The 13966-nt window shown below is 61.7% G+C and carries 14 protein-coding genes and 1 pseudogene; 14 read left to right on the top strand and 1 reads right to left on the bottom strand.

Annotated elements, in window-relative coordinates; translation table 11 throughout:
* The first annotated feature begins 90 nt into the window (after nt 1-90).
* From AC07VS_RS24670 to AC07VS_RS24620, 11 genes and pseudogenes are all read left to right on the top strand, one after another.
* Nucleotides 91-1815, top strand: a complete 1725-nt coding sequence (locus tag AC07VS_RS24670) for a GspE/PulE family protein (RefSeq protein ID WP_494752292.1) — start codon at nt 91-93, stop codon at nt 1813-1815.
* Complete coding sequence (locus tag AC07VS_RS24665; RefSeq protein ID WP_494752291.1) at nt 1808-3046, top strand: type II secretion system F family protein; 1239 nt, start codon at nt 1808-1810, stop codon at nt 3044-3046. The genes AC07VS_RS24670 and AC07VS_RS24665 overlap by 8 nt, the downstream gene beginning before the upstream one ends.
* 23 nt (nt 3047-3069) lie before the next feature.
* Entirely contained in the window at nt 3070-3501 is a 432-nt protein-coding gene (gene gspG, locus AC07VS_RS24660) for a type II secretion system major pseudopilin GspG (RefSeq protein WP_494752290.1), read from the top strand.
* Nucleotides 3502-3508: 7 nt separating this feature from the next.
* Nucleotides 3509-3985: a pilus assembly FimT family protein gene (locus AC07VS_RS24655; RefSeq protein WP_494752289.1), complete on the top strand. Its 477-nt coding sequence runs from the start codon at nt 3509-3511 to the stop codon at nt 3983-3985.
* Nucleotides 3982-4401 (top strand): type II secretion system protein, encoded by a 420-nt coding sequence (locus AC07VS_RS24650; protein WP_494752288.1) that lies wholly within the window; start codon nt 3982-3984, stop codon nt 4399-4401. The genes AC07VS_RS24655 and AC07VS_RS24650 overlap by 4 nt, the downstream gene beginning before the upstream one ends.
* Nucleotides 4325-4507 (top strand): annotated as a pseudogene (locus AC07VS_RS24645) (prepilin-type N-terminal cleavage/methylation domain-containing protein); the annotation flags it as partial. The gene AC07VS_RS24650 and the pseudogene AC07VS_RS24645, both read left to right, overlap by 77 nt.
* Before the next feature lie 123 nt (nt 4508-4630).
* Nucleotides 4631-5125 (top strand): hypothetical protein, encoded by a 495-nt coding sequence (locus AC07VS_RS24640; RefSeq protein WP_494752312.1) that lies wholly within the window; start codon nt 4631-4633, stop codon nt 5123-5125.
* Between the two features lie 62 nt (nt 5126-5187).
* Nucleotides 5188-5985 (top strand): type II secretion system protein GspK, encoded by a 798-nt coding sequence (locus tag AC07VS_RS24635; protein ID WP_494752287.1) that lies wholly within the window; start codon nt 5188-5190, stop codon nt 5983-5985.
* Between the two features lie 40 nt (nt 5986-6025).
* Nucleotides 6026-7477: a PilN domain-containing protein gene (locus tag AC07VS_RS24630; RefSeq protein ID WP_494752286.1), complete on the top strand. Its 1452-nt coding sequence runs from the start codon at nt 6026-6028 to the stop codon at nt 7475-7477.
* A complete protein-coding gene (gene gspM / locus AC07VS_RS24625; RefSeq protein ID WP_494752285.1) occupies nt 7474-8031 on the top strand; it encodes a type II secretion system protein GspM in 558 nt (185 codons plus the stop codon). The genes AC07VS_RS24630 and gspM overlap by 4 nt, the downstream gene beginning before the upstream one ends.
* Complete coding sequence (locus AC07VS_RS24620) at nt 8028-8537, top strand: hypothetical protein (RefSeq protein ID WP_494752284.1); 510 nt, start codon at nt 8028-8030, stop codon at nt 8535-8537. Before gspM ends, AC07VS_RS24620 begins: the two co-directional genes overlap by 4 nt.
* 221 nt (nt 8538-8758) lie before the next feature.
* Here the strand turns inward: AC07VS_RS24620 and AC07VS_RS24615 are convergent, their stop codons facing one another.
* On the bottom strand, nt 8759-9037 hold the full coding sequence (locus tag AC07VS_RS24615; protein WP_494752283.1) for a hypothetical protein: 279 nt from the start codon (nt 9035-9037) through the stop codon (nt 8759-8761).
* A gap of 17 nt (nt 9038-9054) precedes the next feature.
* On the opposite strand from AC07VS_RS24615, the gene gspD reads away from it, so the two are divergent.
* The 3 genes from gspD (at nt 9055) to AC07VS_RS24600 (ending at nt 13894) form a co-directional block, all read left to right on the top strand.
* On the top strand, nt 9055-11343 hold the full coding sequence (gene gspD, locus AC07VS_RS24610; protein WP_494752282.1) for a type II secretion system secretin GspD: 2289 nt from the start codon (nt 9055-9057) through the stop codon (nt 11341-11343).
* A gap of 35 nt (nt 11344-11378) precedes the next feature.
* On the top strand, nt 11379-11819 hold the full coding sequence (locus AC07VS_RS24605; RefSeq protein WP_494752281.1) for a hypothetical protein: 441 nt from the start codon (nt 11379-11381) through the stop codon (nt 11817-11819).
* A 200-nt stretch (nt 11820-12019) separates the two neighbouring features.
* On the top strand, nt 12020-13894 hold the full coding sequence (locus AC07VS_RS24600; protein WP_494752280.1) for a cell surface protein: 1875 nt from the start codon (nt 12020-12022) through the stop codon (nt 13892-13894).
* Nucleotides 13895-13966 lie beyond the last annotated feature (72 nt).

Raw genomic sequence — 13966 nt, 5'->3', positions numbered from 1 at the left:
ATGGCTCGTCGTGCCATGGCTTGTTCATTGTCCGCTTGGCTCTTGCCTCTGACGCGTCGGTCTTCTCACCCTTACTCCATCTGATTCCGAATGCACGTCGATCCCAACTTCTCTGACTCCGTCGCAGACACCGACAGTGTGCCCGCGCGGCCTCTGCTGGGTGCTTTGCTGGTCGATGCAGGCAAGTTGACCGCCCGTGACCTGGAGCGTGCGCTGTCTGCCCAGCAAGAGTTGGGCGATTTGTTGGGGCGGGTGGTGGTTCGCCTCGGGCTGGTGTCCGAATCAGACGTCGTCCAGGCGCTGGCGCGCCAGTTGGGTTTGCCGGTGGCACTGGCTCATGACTTTCCCGACGTGCCGCTCGAAATCGAGGGCCTGCTGCCCGAGTTCCTCGTCACTCATCAAGTCTATCCCCTCCGGCATGAGGGCGAGCATTTGGACGTGGCCATGGCAGTGCCACAAGACGCGTTCATCTTGAAGGCCTTGCGTTTGGCCACGGGTTTGACCATCCGGCCCTTTCTCAGCCTGGAGAGTGACATCGAGAAAACGCTGACGCAGCCGGAAGCGCCTCCAGAAGACGCCGATGGCTTTGAGGACGAGGGCTTGGGCGGTGATTTTGTCGAACACCTGAAAGACCTGGCCAGCGAGGCTCCTGTCATTCGCTTGGTCAACAGCATTGTGGGGCGGGTGATCGACCTGCGCGCCTCGGACATTCACCTGGAGCCTTTTGACGACGGGTTGCATGTGCGCTACCGCGTGGATGGCGTGATCCATTCCGGGGACACTGTGCCTCCTAAGCTGAGTGCGGCGGTGAATTCGCGCGTCAAGCTCTTGGCCCATTTGGACATCGCTGAGCGTCGTTTGCCGCAGGATGGTCGGATCAAGACCCGTGTCAAAGGTCGTGAACTCGATTTGCGCGTGTCGACCGTGCCCACCGTGCACGGCGAGAGCGTGGTGATGCGGGTACTGGACCGCGCCAGTGTGCGCTTCAGCCTGGAGAGCATGGGCTTTGCTGGCGATACCCTGGCACGTTTCAATGCACTGCTGGCCAAACCGCATGGGATCCTGCTTGTGACCGGCCCGACCGGTTCCGGTAAGACCACCACGCTCTATGCTGCACTGTCCAAACTGGACTCGGAAACCCAAAAGATCATCACGGTTGAAGACCCAGTGGAGTACCAACTGGAGGGCATCAACCAGATTCAGGTTCACCCCCAGATCAACCTGACTTTCGCCAGCGCTTTGCGTTCCATTCTTCGGCAAGACCCGGACATCATCATGATCGGTGAAATGCGAGATGGCGAAACCGCGCAGATCGCTGTGCAGTCGGCCCTCACGGGGCACCTGGTGCTGTCAACGCTGCACACCAATACCGCCGCTGGTGCGGTGATTCGCCTCAAGGACATGGGAGTTGAAGGCTATCTGATCACCTCCTCGGTCAATGGCGTGTTGGCCCAGCGACTGGTCAGAACCCTGTGCCAGCATTGCAAGCAGCCCGAAACCCCTTCGCCCGAAGTGCTGGCCAGCTCTGGTCTGGGCCGCTTCTGCCAGCCGGGCCAGCCGATCTACAAGGCCGTGGGCTGTGAACACTGCCGCGGTTCTGGCTATCAGGGCCGCACTGGCATTCACGAACTGCTGGTGCTTGATGAACTTATGCGTCGGGCCATTGTGGCAGGGCAGGATGCCAGTCAGTTGCATGCATTGGCCATCCAGTCAGGTATGTTGACCTTGCATGATGACGGTCTGCGCAAAGTGGCCGCTGGCGTGACCAGTCTGGACGAATTGTTGCGCGTGACGGAGGACCAGGGCGATGCCTGAGTTCGTCTGGCGTGCCGCCGATGCGGGCGGCAAGATGCAGGACGGGCGCCTTGAAGCTGCCAGCGTCGCTGCCGTGCAAAAGGCACTTCGCTTGCGCCAACTCACACCGCTCAGCATCCGCGAGGCTGGGGTAGGGGATGCCGATGCAGGCCAGGGCGGCTTGGTGGCTCAGGCGCCTCAGCGCATGGGCCGAGGGCCGGTGAATCAATCGGACGTGCTGCTTTTGACATCAGAGTTGTCCATCATGTTGCGTGCTGGATTGGCTTTGGACAATGCCTTGCGTGTGCTGATCGGCATGAGCCACAAGCCTTCGGTGGCCGCGTTGACCCAGGGGCTGCTCGAAGATGTCAAGGGTGGAACCGCCTTCAGCAAGGCCCTGGCCAAGAATCGCCAGCTGTTTGGTGACTTCTACATCAACATGATCCGGTCAGGCGAGGTCAGTGGCCAGATGTCGGCCGTGTTGGAGCGTTTGGTCGAGCACATGGAGCGCTTGCGGGCCCTGCGTGAAAACGTGGTGTCTGCCACCATTTACCCGGCCATCCTGCTGGGTGTGGCGGTGTTGTCCTTGATCGCCATGCTGGGTTTTGTGGTGCCCCAATTTGAAAAGTTGTTCAACGACATGGGTGATGCCTTGCCCTTACCGACGCGAATCGTGATGAATGTCGGCAAAGGCTTTACCGACTATGGCGTGTTTTTGGCTGGGGGGGCAGCCTTGCTGGCTTGGTTGGTGTCGCGCTGGATTCGTTCTCCTGCAGGGCGCCAGTGGTGGCAGAGCCGGCTTTTGCGAGCCCCTTTGATCGGGCGCCTGATGCTCAAGTATGAGCTGACCCTGTTTGCCCGTTCCTTGGGTACCCTGCTGGGCAATGGTGTGCCCATGTTGACGGCCCTGCACATCGCGACCGAAACGGTCACCAACGGGGTGTTGCGGCAAGCCCTCTCCAGGGTCGGGCCCATGGTCAAAGAGGGTGGCAAGATGGTTGATGCCATTTCAGCCTCCGGAATCTTTGAACCTCTGGCCATCAATCTGATCCGAGTTGGTGAAGAGACCGGTCGCGTCGGACCCATGATGCTGGAGCTGGCCAATATCCTGAATCGGGAGGTCGAGGTCGGCATCAAGCGCGCTCTGACCCTGGTCGAGCCGCTGCTCATTGTGGTGCTGGGCCTGATGATCGCGTCGATCATCGTCTCCATCTTGCTGGGCATTCTGTCGATCAACGACCTGGCTGTTTAATCGTTTCTGCTTGAGGAATTCATATGTTGTTCAATCGTCGTCAGCCCTCGATTCGTCGTGCCAAGGGCTTTACCCTCATCGAATTGCTGGTGGTGCTGGCCATCCTGACCCTGCTGGCCGGTCTGGTCGGGCCCAAGGTGCTGAATCAACTGGGCGGCGCCAAGTCCAAAACGGCAGGGGTGCAGATCGCCGATCTGGAGAAGTCGCTGGAGTTGTTCAAGCTGGATGTCGGCCGTTTCCCCACCACAGAAGAAGGTCTTGACGCCCTGGTGACCAAGCCGGCCTCTGCCAACGGCTGGAATGGCCCCTACTTGAAGGGCGGCGTGCCCAATGACCCCTGGGGCAAGCCTTACAAGTACGCTTTGAGCGGAGGCAACGTCGATTTACTGTCCTATGGCGCCGATGGTGCTGCGGGCGGTGAGGGTGAGAACGCCGACATCAAGAACGCCAAGTGATTCGGCCATGGGGCGGCGTCGGCATGGCACGGGTTGTGGGCCTCAGCAGGGGTTCACGCTGATCGAATTGCTGGTGGTGTTTGCCATCATGGCCTTGATCGTGTCGGTGGTGCCGTTTGCTTTTGGCAAGATGCGTGATGGTGCTCAGTACCGGGATGTCCTGCGTTCGATGGTTTCAGACATGCGCGCGGCTCGCAATGAAGCCCAGTTGACCGGCGTCGGTACCCGCTTTCGTGTGGATCTGCAAAAACGCATGTACGGCACCGACGGGCATCCTGCCCGGTCCATACCGGACTCTATCCAGATCCAAGCCACGGTGGCGGGTAGCGAGCTTATCCCGGGCCAGGTCGCAGCCATCCTGTTTCTTCCGGATGGCGGCGCTACCGGCGGCAGCATTGATGTCCTGCGCTCGCCGGGCGTAGGGACGCGCCTGCGGGTGGACTGGATGTCGGGTCGTGTCCATGCCGAAGCGCTGAACCCATGAGCGACCGTCGCAATCGCTTGCGGCGGCGGCACAGCAGAGGCTTCTCTCTGCTTGAGCTGTTGGTCGCTTTGGCCATCATGGGCATGTCGATGGGGTTGTTGTACCGCGCCAGCGGCGGGGCGGCTCGCGGCAGTGCTGATGTCGAGTTGCAGCAGCGTGCCGTGGTGGTGATGGAGTCCCTGCTGGCTTGGCGGGATGCCGTGCCCCCCGAGGGGTGGCATGAGGCGGGTGTCAGCGGTGGCTTCAATTGGCGTGTGGATTCTCAACCCTGGCCTGAGTCTCTGAACGACACCCGTGTGGCGCCCTTGCACCAGGTGTTCTTGACGGTGAGTTGGGCCGATGGCGATCGGAGCCGCAGCCTTGAAACAGTCACCCTCCTGCCTCAGCTCAAGCCGACTCTTCCGGGAGGTGGCTGACATGGGCATGTCTGCCGGGTTCTCTGGGCCTTCATCCAGGTCGTCGCGCGGCTTCACCTTGGTGGAGTTGTTGGTGGCCATGTCTTTGCTGTCACTGGTGATGCTGGCCATGAGTTCGGCTTTGCGCACCATGGCACAAACTGAAAATCGGATCGATGCCCGATCAAGCCGCTTGGACGATTTCCGGTCGGCGACCTCATTTTTGCGGTCGTCGCTGGGGCGTGTCGTGATGCGTAAGCGACCCCCGGGCGGCGCTGCTGATCAAAGCCCCTATTACTTCGTCGGTACCGCGGACGCCATGGCATGGATCGGCATCATGCCGGCCCGCTTTGGAATTGGCGGACGTTATTTTTTTCGCCTTGCCGTTGAAGGCGGTGGGAACGAGGGCGCCGCTTTGACCCTGCGTTACACGCCCTGGGTGCCTGGACAGGATTTTCCGGATTGGTCTCAGGCCGAAGGCCGGGTGCTGGTGGATCATCTGCAGGCATTCTCGATCGAATACGAAGACCTGCGCCTGGCCCCGGGCGCCTGGCAGTCGGCCTGGTTGATGAGCAGTCCGAATGCCGTGTTGAACCGCCAGAACCAGCTGCCGGCTCGGGTGCGTCTGCGTGTCCAGACCAGTGAGTTGTATTGGCCTGATCTGATCATCCCGATGCGCGCCGTGCCGAGTACGGCGGTTGGCGGTGGGGGTGGCTTTGCCATCGGTGGCGGGGTTGACGAATGACGGTGCTTGCGAACCGCCGCGCCGGCGCTGTGCAGGCATCGCTCCGATCGCATGGAATTGCCTTGATCGCGGTGCTGTGGCTGGTTGCGGCCCTGAGCCTGATCGTGGCTGGCCTGGTCAAGGTCACCCGGCAGGACGCACGCATGGTCGGTATGAGCAAGCAATCCGTTCAGGCCCAGGCCTTGGGTGCCGCGGCCATTCAGATCGTGCTGCAAAAGATGCAGGTTCAAAAAGAATCTTTCAATCGGTACATGGTGTTGCCGGTCGTCTTCCAGGGCTTGCCCATGGAGGTGGCCGTCATGCCCATGACGGGTTTGGTCAATGTGAATGGGGCGCCGGCTGCTCTGTTGAGTCAGGTGTTTTCTGTGGCAGGTCGTGTGCCTCCAGGTGTGGCCGACGAATTGGCGCAAAGGGCGGTTGAAAAACGCGACAAACCCGACCCCTCCGGGCAGATCGTGGGTTTTGACGCCCCCGAAGACCTGCTACAGGTGCCGGGGATCGGCTTTGACCTCTATGCTAATATTTCTGGCCTATTGATGGCTGACAAGCGCGGGTCGGGTCGGGTCAATGCGCTGGCCGCACCGCCGGAAGTGCTGGCTGTATTGAGCGGCGGTGATCTTTTGGCCGCCCGTCAGATGGCCCAGGCCCGTGATGTGCAGGGCGCGACCGCCGACATGACCCGCTTGAATTCCGCGTTTCTAGACACGGCGTTGAGCAATCGCTTTCGTCTACAGGTGAGCATTTCTGTGGACGGGGGGCGGCAGTGGCTGGTGACGCGTGATGTTGCCCTAACACCCACCTCCCGCGATGGCCTGCCCTGGCGGATCTACAGTGCTGATGCACGGATCGTGCCGCGATAGTGCTGTGCCGCCTTCTTATTGATTTCCTACGAATGTCTTCATGGCGTTGACCAACACTGATTTAAGCCTTTTCGGGCTCGATTTGCGCAAGCTGGGCCAGGCCATGGTCGAGCCCCTGCGCGGCGTGTTCGACTGGCCTGCCCTGGGCTGGCTGACCCCGCCGGTACCGGTACGCCTGCTGCGTACCGATGGGCGCGAGTACTTGGTGCCGGATTCGCATGCCCGGCAGATTGAATTGATCCCTGCTGCAGGGCTAACGTCGGGTTCGCACCTGGCGCTCGAGATCCCGGCCGATCTGTGCCTGACGCGTGAACTGCACCTGCCCCTGGTGGGCGAGTCTGAGATGCACGAGGCCCTGGCTCTGGAGGCCAGCACGTCCAGCCCTTTTTCGGCGTCCGACCTGGTGTTCGGCTACCGGCTGCGCGGCGAGTTGGGCGGCCAGCGCCATGTGGTGCTGGCCCTGAGTTCGCGTCGGCAAATCACCCGATACCTGGCGTCGCAGGCCTCCTGTGAATCGCTGGCAGCGTTGCCGGAGGGGCGGTTGCCTGAGATATGGGTACCCCTGGAGCCTGCTTCGGGGGCGGCTGCCGAGCCCCCCGAGTTCGTTCTGTTGAATGGCTTTGGCGAAGCCGTACGCCAGCGCCAGCGCCAGCGTGGTCGATGGGCACGGGTGGCATTGTTCGGGCTTGCGCTGTTCTGGCTGATTCCGATCGCCGTCACGCCCACCGTCCAACTTCGATCGCGTGCGCTGGCCGCTTTGGACCAGTATCAGCAACTGGGCAAGCGGGCGGCGCCCTATGTGGCTGAGCGGGAAAGTCTGGTCAAGTACACCGATACCTTGCGCGACCTCAGTGGCATCCTGCAAGACAGGGTCGAGCCCTTGCGCGTCATCGCCTTGTTGACTGACGCGCTGCCCGACGACACTTGGCTGCAATCTTTGCAGGTGCAAGGAACCAAGGTCACGATTCTGGGACTGACGCCGAATGCTGCGAGTTTGATGCAAAAGCTGAGTTCTGAAGCCTTGTTCAAAGACGTCAAGGCCCCATCGGCAGCTGTGCGCCAGCCTGGCTCCACCAAAGAGGCATTCAATATCGAGTTCACGCTGGACACCAAGGCCATGCGCGCTGACGACCCGGTGCCTCCGCCACCGGCGCCACGCCCGCGTGAAAGCCGGCCTGTGACAGCGCCCCCGGCTGCCGTCGGGGCCGGGGGCACTGCCAAGGCGCCGGCCCTCACCGCGCCCATCGCCGCCACGCCTGCGCCGAGCGTGCCACCCTCCACGGGTGCCGCCGCGTCGGTCGGGGCCTTCGGGATCTTGATGGGCCCCAAGAGCAACGTGTCGGCCGCACCGCTGGCACCCCCACCGCCGCTGCCCGCGGTCTTGCCGACACCACCCGCGGCGCCTGCTGCGGTTTCGGCGCCCCCGCCTGCGCCTGCACCGGCCCCGGCGTCTGGTGCCAAAGACCCGTTCTCGATCGGAGGTGGTCGATGAAGCTCGACCCGCGCGCCTACCGGGTGGCCGGCCTGTTGGCCTGGTTGCTCCTCATCCTGCTGCCTTTGGGGGCGTGTGCCGCCTTTGTGGCGTTCAAGCACCAATGGGGGCAGGCCCAGTTGTCACAACTTGAGCCTCGTTATGCCCGCCTGCTGGGGCTGGAAAAACAGCACGAGCAACTCGAAGATGCCGTGGACCAGTCCGAGCAACTGGTCAATATGTACGTCTACCCTGCCAGCCAGGATGCCTCCCAGGTAGGCAACGATGCGCAGCGCCGCATCCGCGACTTTTTCAGCAAATCCGGCCTGGATGTGGTCAGCAGCCAGGTGCTGCCTGCCAAGCAGGACAAGCAGTTCGACCGCATACCGATCACCGTGCGCTTTGAAGGCGAGATGGTGCCCTTGCAGACGGTCATGGTGGCCATCAGCTCACAGGTTGCCCCCGCTTTGCTGCTGGATGGCATGACCGTGCAGGTGCTCAGCTACGCCAAGCCCGACGCGCCGGTGCGATTGACGGGCCAACTCAACTTTTTTGTGCTGAGGGCCAATCCATGAAGCCCGGTTTCCTGTTGAAACGCTACGCCGGTTATGGGCTGGCGGGCGTCAACCTGCTGCTGCTGGGGGCACTAGGCTACCTGTGGGTGGACGCGGACGGCCGCTTGCGCGACATGGTCTGGGCGCCACCCGCTGCGCAGGCTCTGGCCCTCGATCCGGTCAGCCTGCAGCGTGGCGCTGCCGGTGGCGATGCCGATGTGGGCCGCTTTGTCGTGATTGTGGATCGCCCCCTGTTCTCGTCCACCCGCCGGCCGCCGCCGCCGCCGCCGCCCCCGCCGCCGCCCAAACCCGTCGACCCCTTGGCCGATCTCAAGATCGTGGGCGTTTACAAAGAGGGCGAGAGCGGGGGCATTCTGGCCAACCTCAACGGCAAGGTGCGAAGGTTGCGAGTGGGTGAACCAATTGGCGAATGGAAGATCCAGGAAGTGCGGGGCCGTGACGTCGTTTTTGTGCGCGGCACTGAATTCCGAACCCTTAGCCTCACCGTGGCACCAAGGCGTTACTGATGTCCATGCGCCCGTCCTGCTGCCCAACCCGGGGTCGATCTTCGGCCGCTGTGCTTCGGCTGGATGCGGGGTGTACCCCTTTTGGCTTGCCCGGCCTGCAAAGCTGGTGCAACTGCTTTTGCGAGATTGCGATTTACTGACTATGAACAACAAACACTTCGTCATCACGGCGGTTGCCCTGGCTATCAGCCAACTGGCCTGCAGCGCAACCAGTGACGTGATCATCGCCGCCGCAGACCCCTTCGCCATTGGTGGCGGGGCGTCTCCGGCCGCTGCTCCGGCGCCCGCACCTGCCAAAACGCCCGCACCGGCCAAGGCTGCAGCACCTGCAGCTGCCAAGGCATCGGCAGGCGCTGCCGATCCTTTTGCAATTGGCGGTGCAGGGCCTGCCAAGGCGGCACCAGCACCAGCACCAGCACCAGCACCAGCACCAGCACCAGCACCAGCACCTGCTCCTGCTCCTGCTCCTGCTCCTGCTCCTGCTCCTGAGGCCGCAGCACCGGCGGCCTCTACACCCGTGGCTGCCCCTGCGCCTACGCCCGCGCCGGCCAAAGCCCAGCCCACTGCGTCGCCGTCAGGCACCGCCATCAAAGCGGAGGCGCCTCCAGACGCCGAACCCACGCTCACGCGGGGCACGGACATCGTGGTGGCGCCGCCACGCCTGCAAGGCCTGCCTGACACGGCGCCCACCTCGTTCAATTTTGAAGACGCGCCGGTGCAAGACGTGGTGAATGTGCTCATGCGCGACATGCTGCACGCCGACTTCGTCATCCACCCCCCCATTTCGGGCACGGTCACCCTGGCCACGCGCACCGATGTCTCGGGCGATCAGGCGGTGTTTCTGCTGGAAAGCGCGCTGCAGGCCAATGGTCTGCAGATGGTGCGCGACCCGCGTGGTGTTTACCACGTGGGCAAGCCCGAGGTGCTCAAGGGCATCGGGCCTGCTGTGCGCCAGATGGAGCCCGGCAAGGTCTTGCCCCCGGGCACCGGCGCGATTGTGGTGCCTTTGCAGTACATCGGCGCCAACGAAATGGCGGCGATCCTCAAGCCCATGCTGCCGCCAGATGCCCTGTTGCGGGTGGATAGTGTGCGCAACCTGCTGGTCTTGGGCGGCTCGCGTTCGCAGGCCGAAGGTTGGCTGGACCTGGTTCGCACCTTCGACGTCAACCTGCTCAAGGGCATGTCGGTGGGCATCTTTCCTCTTAAATATGTCACGACCAAAGAGGTCGAGGCCGCGCTGAAGCTGCTCTCGGCGGGTACTGGTGGCAGCGCCGGCGCATCTGGTGCCCCTGCGCCTGCTGCGCCCGGCAGTGTGGCCACGGCGCTGGCATCGGGCGGGCTCGGGGCCAGCAGCAATGCAACGGCTGCCGCCTCCAGTGGCGTGAATGAGTCGCTGCCGCTGTTCGGTGCCATTCGCATCCTCACGGTGGAGCGGCTCAATGCCGTGATGGTGGTCACCCCTCGGGCGGCCTACCTTGAAGAGGCCAAGAACTGGATCGACACCCTTGACAAGCCCAGCAACAACAGCGGCGAAGCACAGTTGTTTGTCTATCCGGTGCAGAACGGCAACGCCAAGCACCTGGCCTCGGTCATTGGGGGGCTGTTCGGCGCTAGCGGTGGCGGCAGCACCGCCAACACAGGTGTCGCGCCGGGCTTGACCAGCGGTTCAGCAGGGACCACCTTGGGGGGCAGTTCTGCTTTCGGCAACAGCTCGGGCTATGGCAGCTCCAGCAGCCTCGGTGGCTCAAGTTCGGGTGGCCTGGGCAGCAGCGCCCTGGGGGGAAACCGATCGACCACGGCCACGGCGGCAAGCAACAATGCCGCCAACGTCACGGGCTACAACCTGGGGCCCAGCGTGCGCATGATTGCCGACAGCGCCAACAACGCCATCCTGGTCTACGCCAACCGGGCTGATTTCAACAAGATCGAGGCCGCCCTCAAGCGGCTGGATGTGCCCGCCACCCAGGTGCTGATCGAAGCCACCATTGTCGAGGTGTCGCTCACGGGCAGCCTGTCGTATGGTTTGCAGTGGGCATTCAACAACGGCCTGTCCAATGGCCGCACGGGCGCCGGGGTTTTGACGACCAACTCGACGGGCGTCATCTCCAGTGTGGCGCAGGGCTTTACCTACACCCTCAAGAACTCGGCCGGCAGCATTCAGGCGGTATTGAACGCCCTGGCGTCTGAAACCAGCATCAACGTGTTGTCCAGCCCCTCGCTGATGGTGGTTGACAATTACACCGCCAACATCACGGTGGGCACACAACAGCCGATTTCGGGTGGCAGCTCGGTCACCAGCACCGGGGTGGTCACCAGCAACGTGCAATACAAGGACACGGGTGTCAACCTCATGGTCACCCCCTCGGTCAATGCCGGCAACATGGTCACCATGGAACTCAACCAGAACGTGACCGATGTGGCCGCCGTGCCCGACGCGGTCACGGGGCAATACCCCTTCACCCAGCGCCAAGTCTCCAGCAAGGTGGCGGTGCGCTCGGGCGAAACCATTGTGCTGGGTGGCATGATCCGCGAAAACAAGTCCAACAGCAGCGCTGGTTTGCCGATTTTGAGTTCGATTCCGGTGGTGGGGGCCTTGTTCGGTGCCAAGAACGTGGGCAGCAACCGAACGGAACTCTTGGTGGTGATCACGCCCAAAGTGGTGCGCTCGGATCAAGAGATCCGTGACGTGAGCGACGAGCTGCGTGACAAAATGCGCGGCCTGACACTCAGCAATATCCAATTTGGGACCGGGTCTATGTCGCCCAACCGGGTGCCAACGCCCCCCAGTGTTTCTACCTTGAAGTGATTGAAATGCGCCGATTTGCGTTTAAACAGAAAGTCATGATGAAGGCATTTGAATTCCCCAGCCGTTTCTCCGTCAAAACCTCGTGTGCAGCCTTGGCCGCGCTGGCCGTGGCCACCCTGGCCTTGGCAGGCTGCGCCAGTCAACCCAAGCTCACGCCTGAAGAGATCGTCAAGCAGCGGGCCGACGAGCGCTGGCAGCTGCTGGTCAAGGGCGACCTCGAGAAAGCCTATGCCATGCTGACCGAAGGGTATCGAAGCATCACTCCGTACGACACCTACCGCAGCCGCATCGCCAATGGTCTGTGGATCAAAGGTGAGGCTATCGAGGTGACGTGCATTCCTGAAAAGTGTGATGCCCGCATACATCTTGAATCCAAACCCCCGCTGGGTAGCCGTTTTGGCGGTAATATCAGCACGTACTTCAATGAGACTTGGCTGCTGGAAGAGGGGCAATGGCGCCACTTCATACAGAAATAAACCGGGCTCACAGAGGTCATAACAAGGACTGCAAAGGAGGCGCACCCACGAACTGACCCAACTTGTTGCTTTTACTCAACAGTGCGGGTTTGCTTAGGTTCTACAGGTGCAACCCGTTTTATGCATGTGCTAGGATGGCGAGGCGTAATCAATTTTGGTAGTTGCGCTTACCAACATTTCTTCTCTTAACTGGAGTTTTCATGAATAAAAGGATTCTTTCCCTGAGCATCGCTGCCATCATTGGTGGCGTGGGTGTTGCTGGCGGCGCTTCTGCTGCTGTGTTCACTCCCTCTGCCGGTGGTGCTACTTCCCTGAAGCAAAGCACAGACGGCACAGGTCACATCCTGTTGGTGCCTTATTTCACCACCCAGAATGGCAATGCCACTCTGCTGAACATCGTCAACACCGACCAAAAGAACGGCAAGGCTGTGAAGGTTCGCTTCCGCGGCGCTTCCAACTCTGACGACGTGTTTGACTTCCAGATCTACATGTCGCCCGGCGACGTCTGGACCGCCAACGTGAGCCAAGGTGCTGACGGCCGTTCGGTGCTGACCACCAACGACAAGTCGTGCACCCGCCCCGCCGTCGTGTCGGGCACCGCCTTCCCCACCGGCCGTCTGCCGGCTTCGTACACCGCTGCTCAGTTGGCCAATGAAACCCGCGAAGGTTACATTGAAATCCTGAACATGGCCGACGTGCCGAAGGGTTCTACCTCTGACCAGATCGCCGGCCCGGGCAACCTGGCTCTGACCACCAACCCGCTGTTCGCCGCGATCAAGCACTCCTCTGGCGTGCCGACCTGCGCTGAATCCGCTCTGGGTCTTCTGGCTACCGATCCGTCGGGCTATGCAACCAACGCCGCTGGCTCCGCCATCGTTGGCGGTGGCACTGGCTCTGCTGCAGGTACCGGCGTGACTGGTCCTGCTGATGCCGCCACCCTGGCTAGCTCGGCTCAAACTTTGGGTCTGACCTACCCTTCGGGCGGTCTGTTCGCTGACTGGACCATTATCAATGTGCCTAACACCACGACCTATAGCGGTACCGCTACGGCTCTGGTTGCTTCGGGTGGTGTTGGTAACCTGGTGTTCTTCCCCCAGACTGCTAACCCCCTGACCACCAGCAAGGTGACTTCGTTGGCTGCAGCCACTGCAACCGCTGCCGTGGGTGTGGACGCTCTGACCGCTGATCCTCTGCTGCGTACGTCGCTGGCTGCTGATTCCACTGGTTTGAAGAATGTTGTTGGCGCTCCGCTGATCGCTGCTGCCTACTATGACCAGCCTGATCTGTCGACTCCTTACACTGGCCTGGCTAACGTTGCTGACGGCGCTGGCAACCTGATCTCTCCTCTGGTTCAAGCTGTTGGCCTGACTGGTGCTCTGTCGGTTTCGTCGGTTTCTAACGAATACCTGACCAACCCGCTGATCAACGCAGCTACCGACTGGGTGTTCTCGTCGCCGACCCGCCGTTACAACACCGCCTTCAACTACGCCTACGCTGCTGCGACTGGTGATGGCCGCGTGTTCACTAACTACGCTAGCGCTTCCACAGCCGTTGCTACCACCTTCATCTCGAGCAGCACCGGTGCTGCCGTGACTGTTGTGGCTGGCACCGACTACCCGTTCTTCAGCCCGAAGAACACCGTGGTTTCTGGCAAGCAAATCTGCGTGCTGGCTGATACCGTGAACCCGCTGACTGCTTACGGTCAAGAAGAGCAAGCTGCTACTGGTGGCTTCGTGGTGTCGCCTGGCACCCCGACCGTGGTTCAGTTCTGCGGCGAAACCTCTGTTGTGACCTTCAACAACACTGGCTCCAGCGTGCTGGGTGCTTCGGTTGCTCGTAACAACATCGCTTCGCTGCCGGCTACCGACGGCTGGATGCGCATCGGCACCGCTGGTGCTATCGCTACGGCTGCTGGCGGTACCTTCGCTCTGCAAACTGCTACCTCGCTGACTGCTGGTGCTGGTTTTGGTCTGCCGGTCATTGGCTACAGCGCTGAAAAGGCTGTGAACGGTGCCGTGTCTGCTGGCGTGTCCGGCAACTTCGGTCTGCTGTTCGGTCACCGCGTGAACAAGTAATCACTTGTTTCAAACACCTTCGCAGGTGTTTGATGACCAAACAAAGCGGGGGCTTCAACCCCCGCTTTTTTT

The organism is Curvibacter sp. GW821-FHT01G03 (assembly GCF_059422285.1).
The sequence above is the reverse complement of the archived record's forward strand: the minus strand, read 5'-3'. Positions and strand labels throughout refer to the sequence as shown.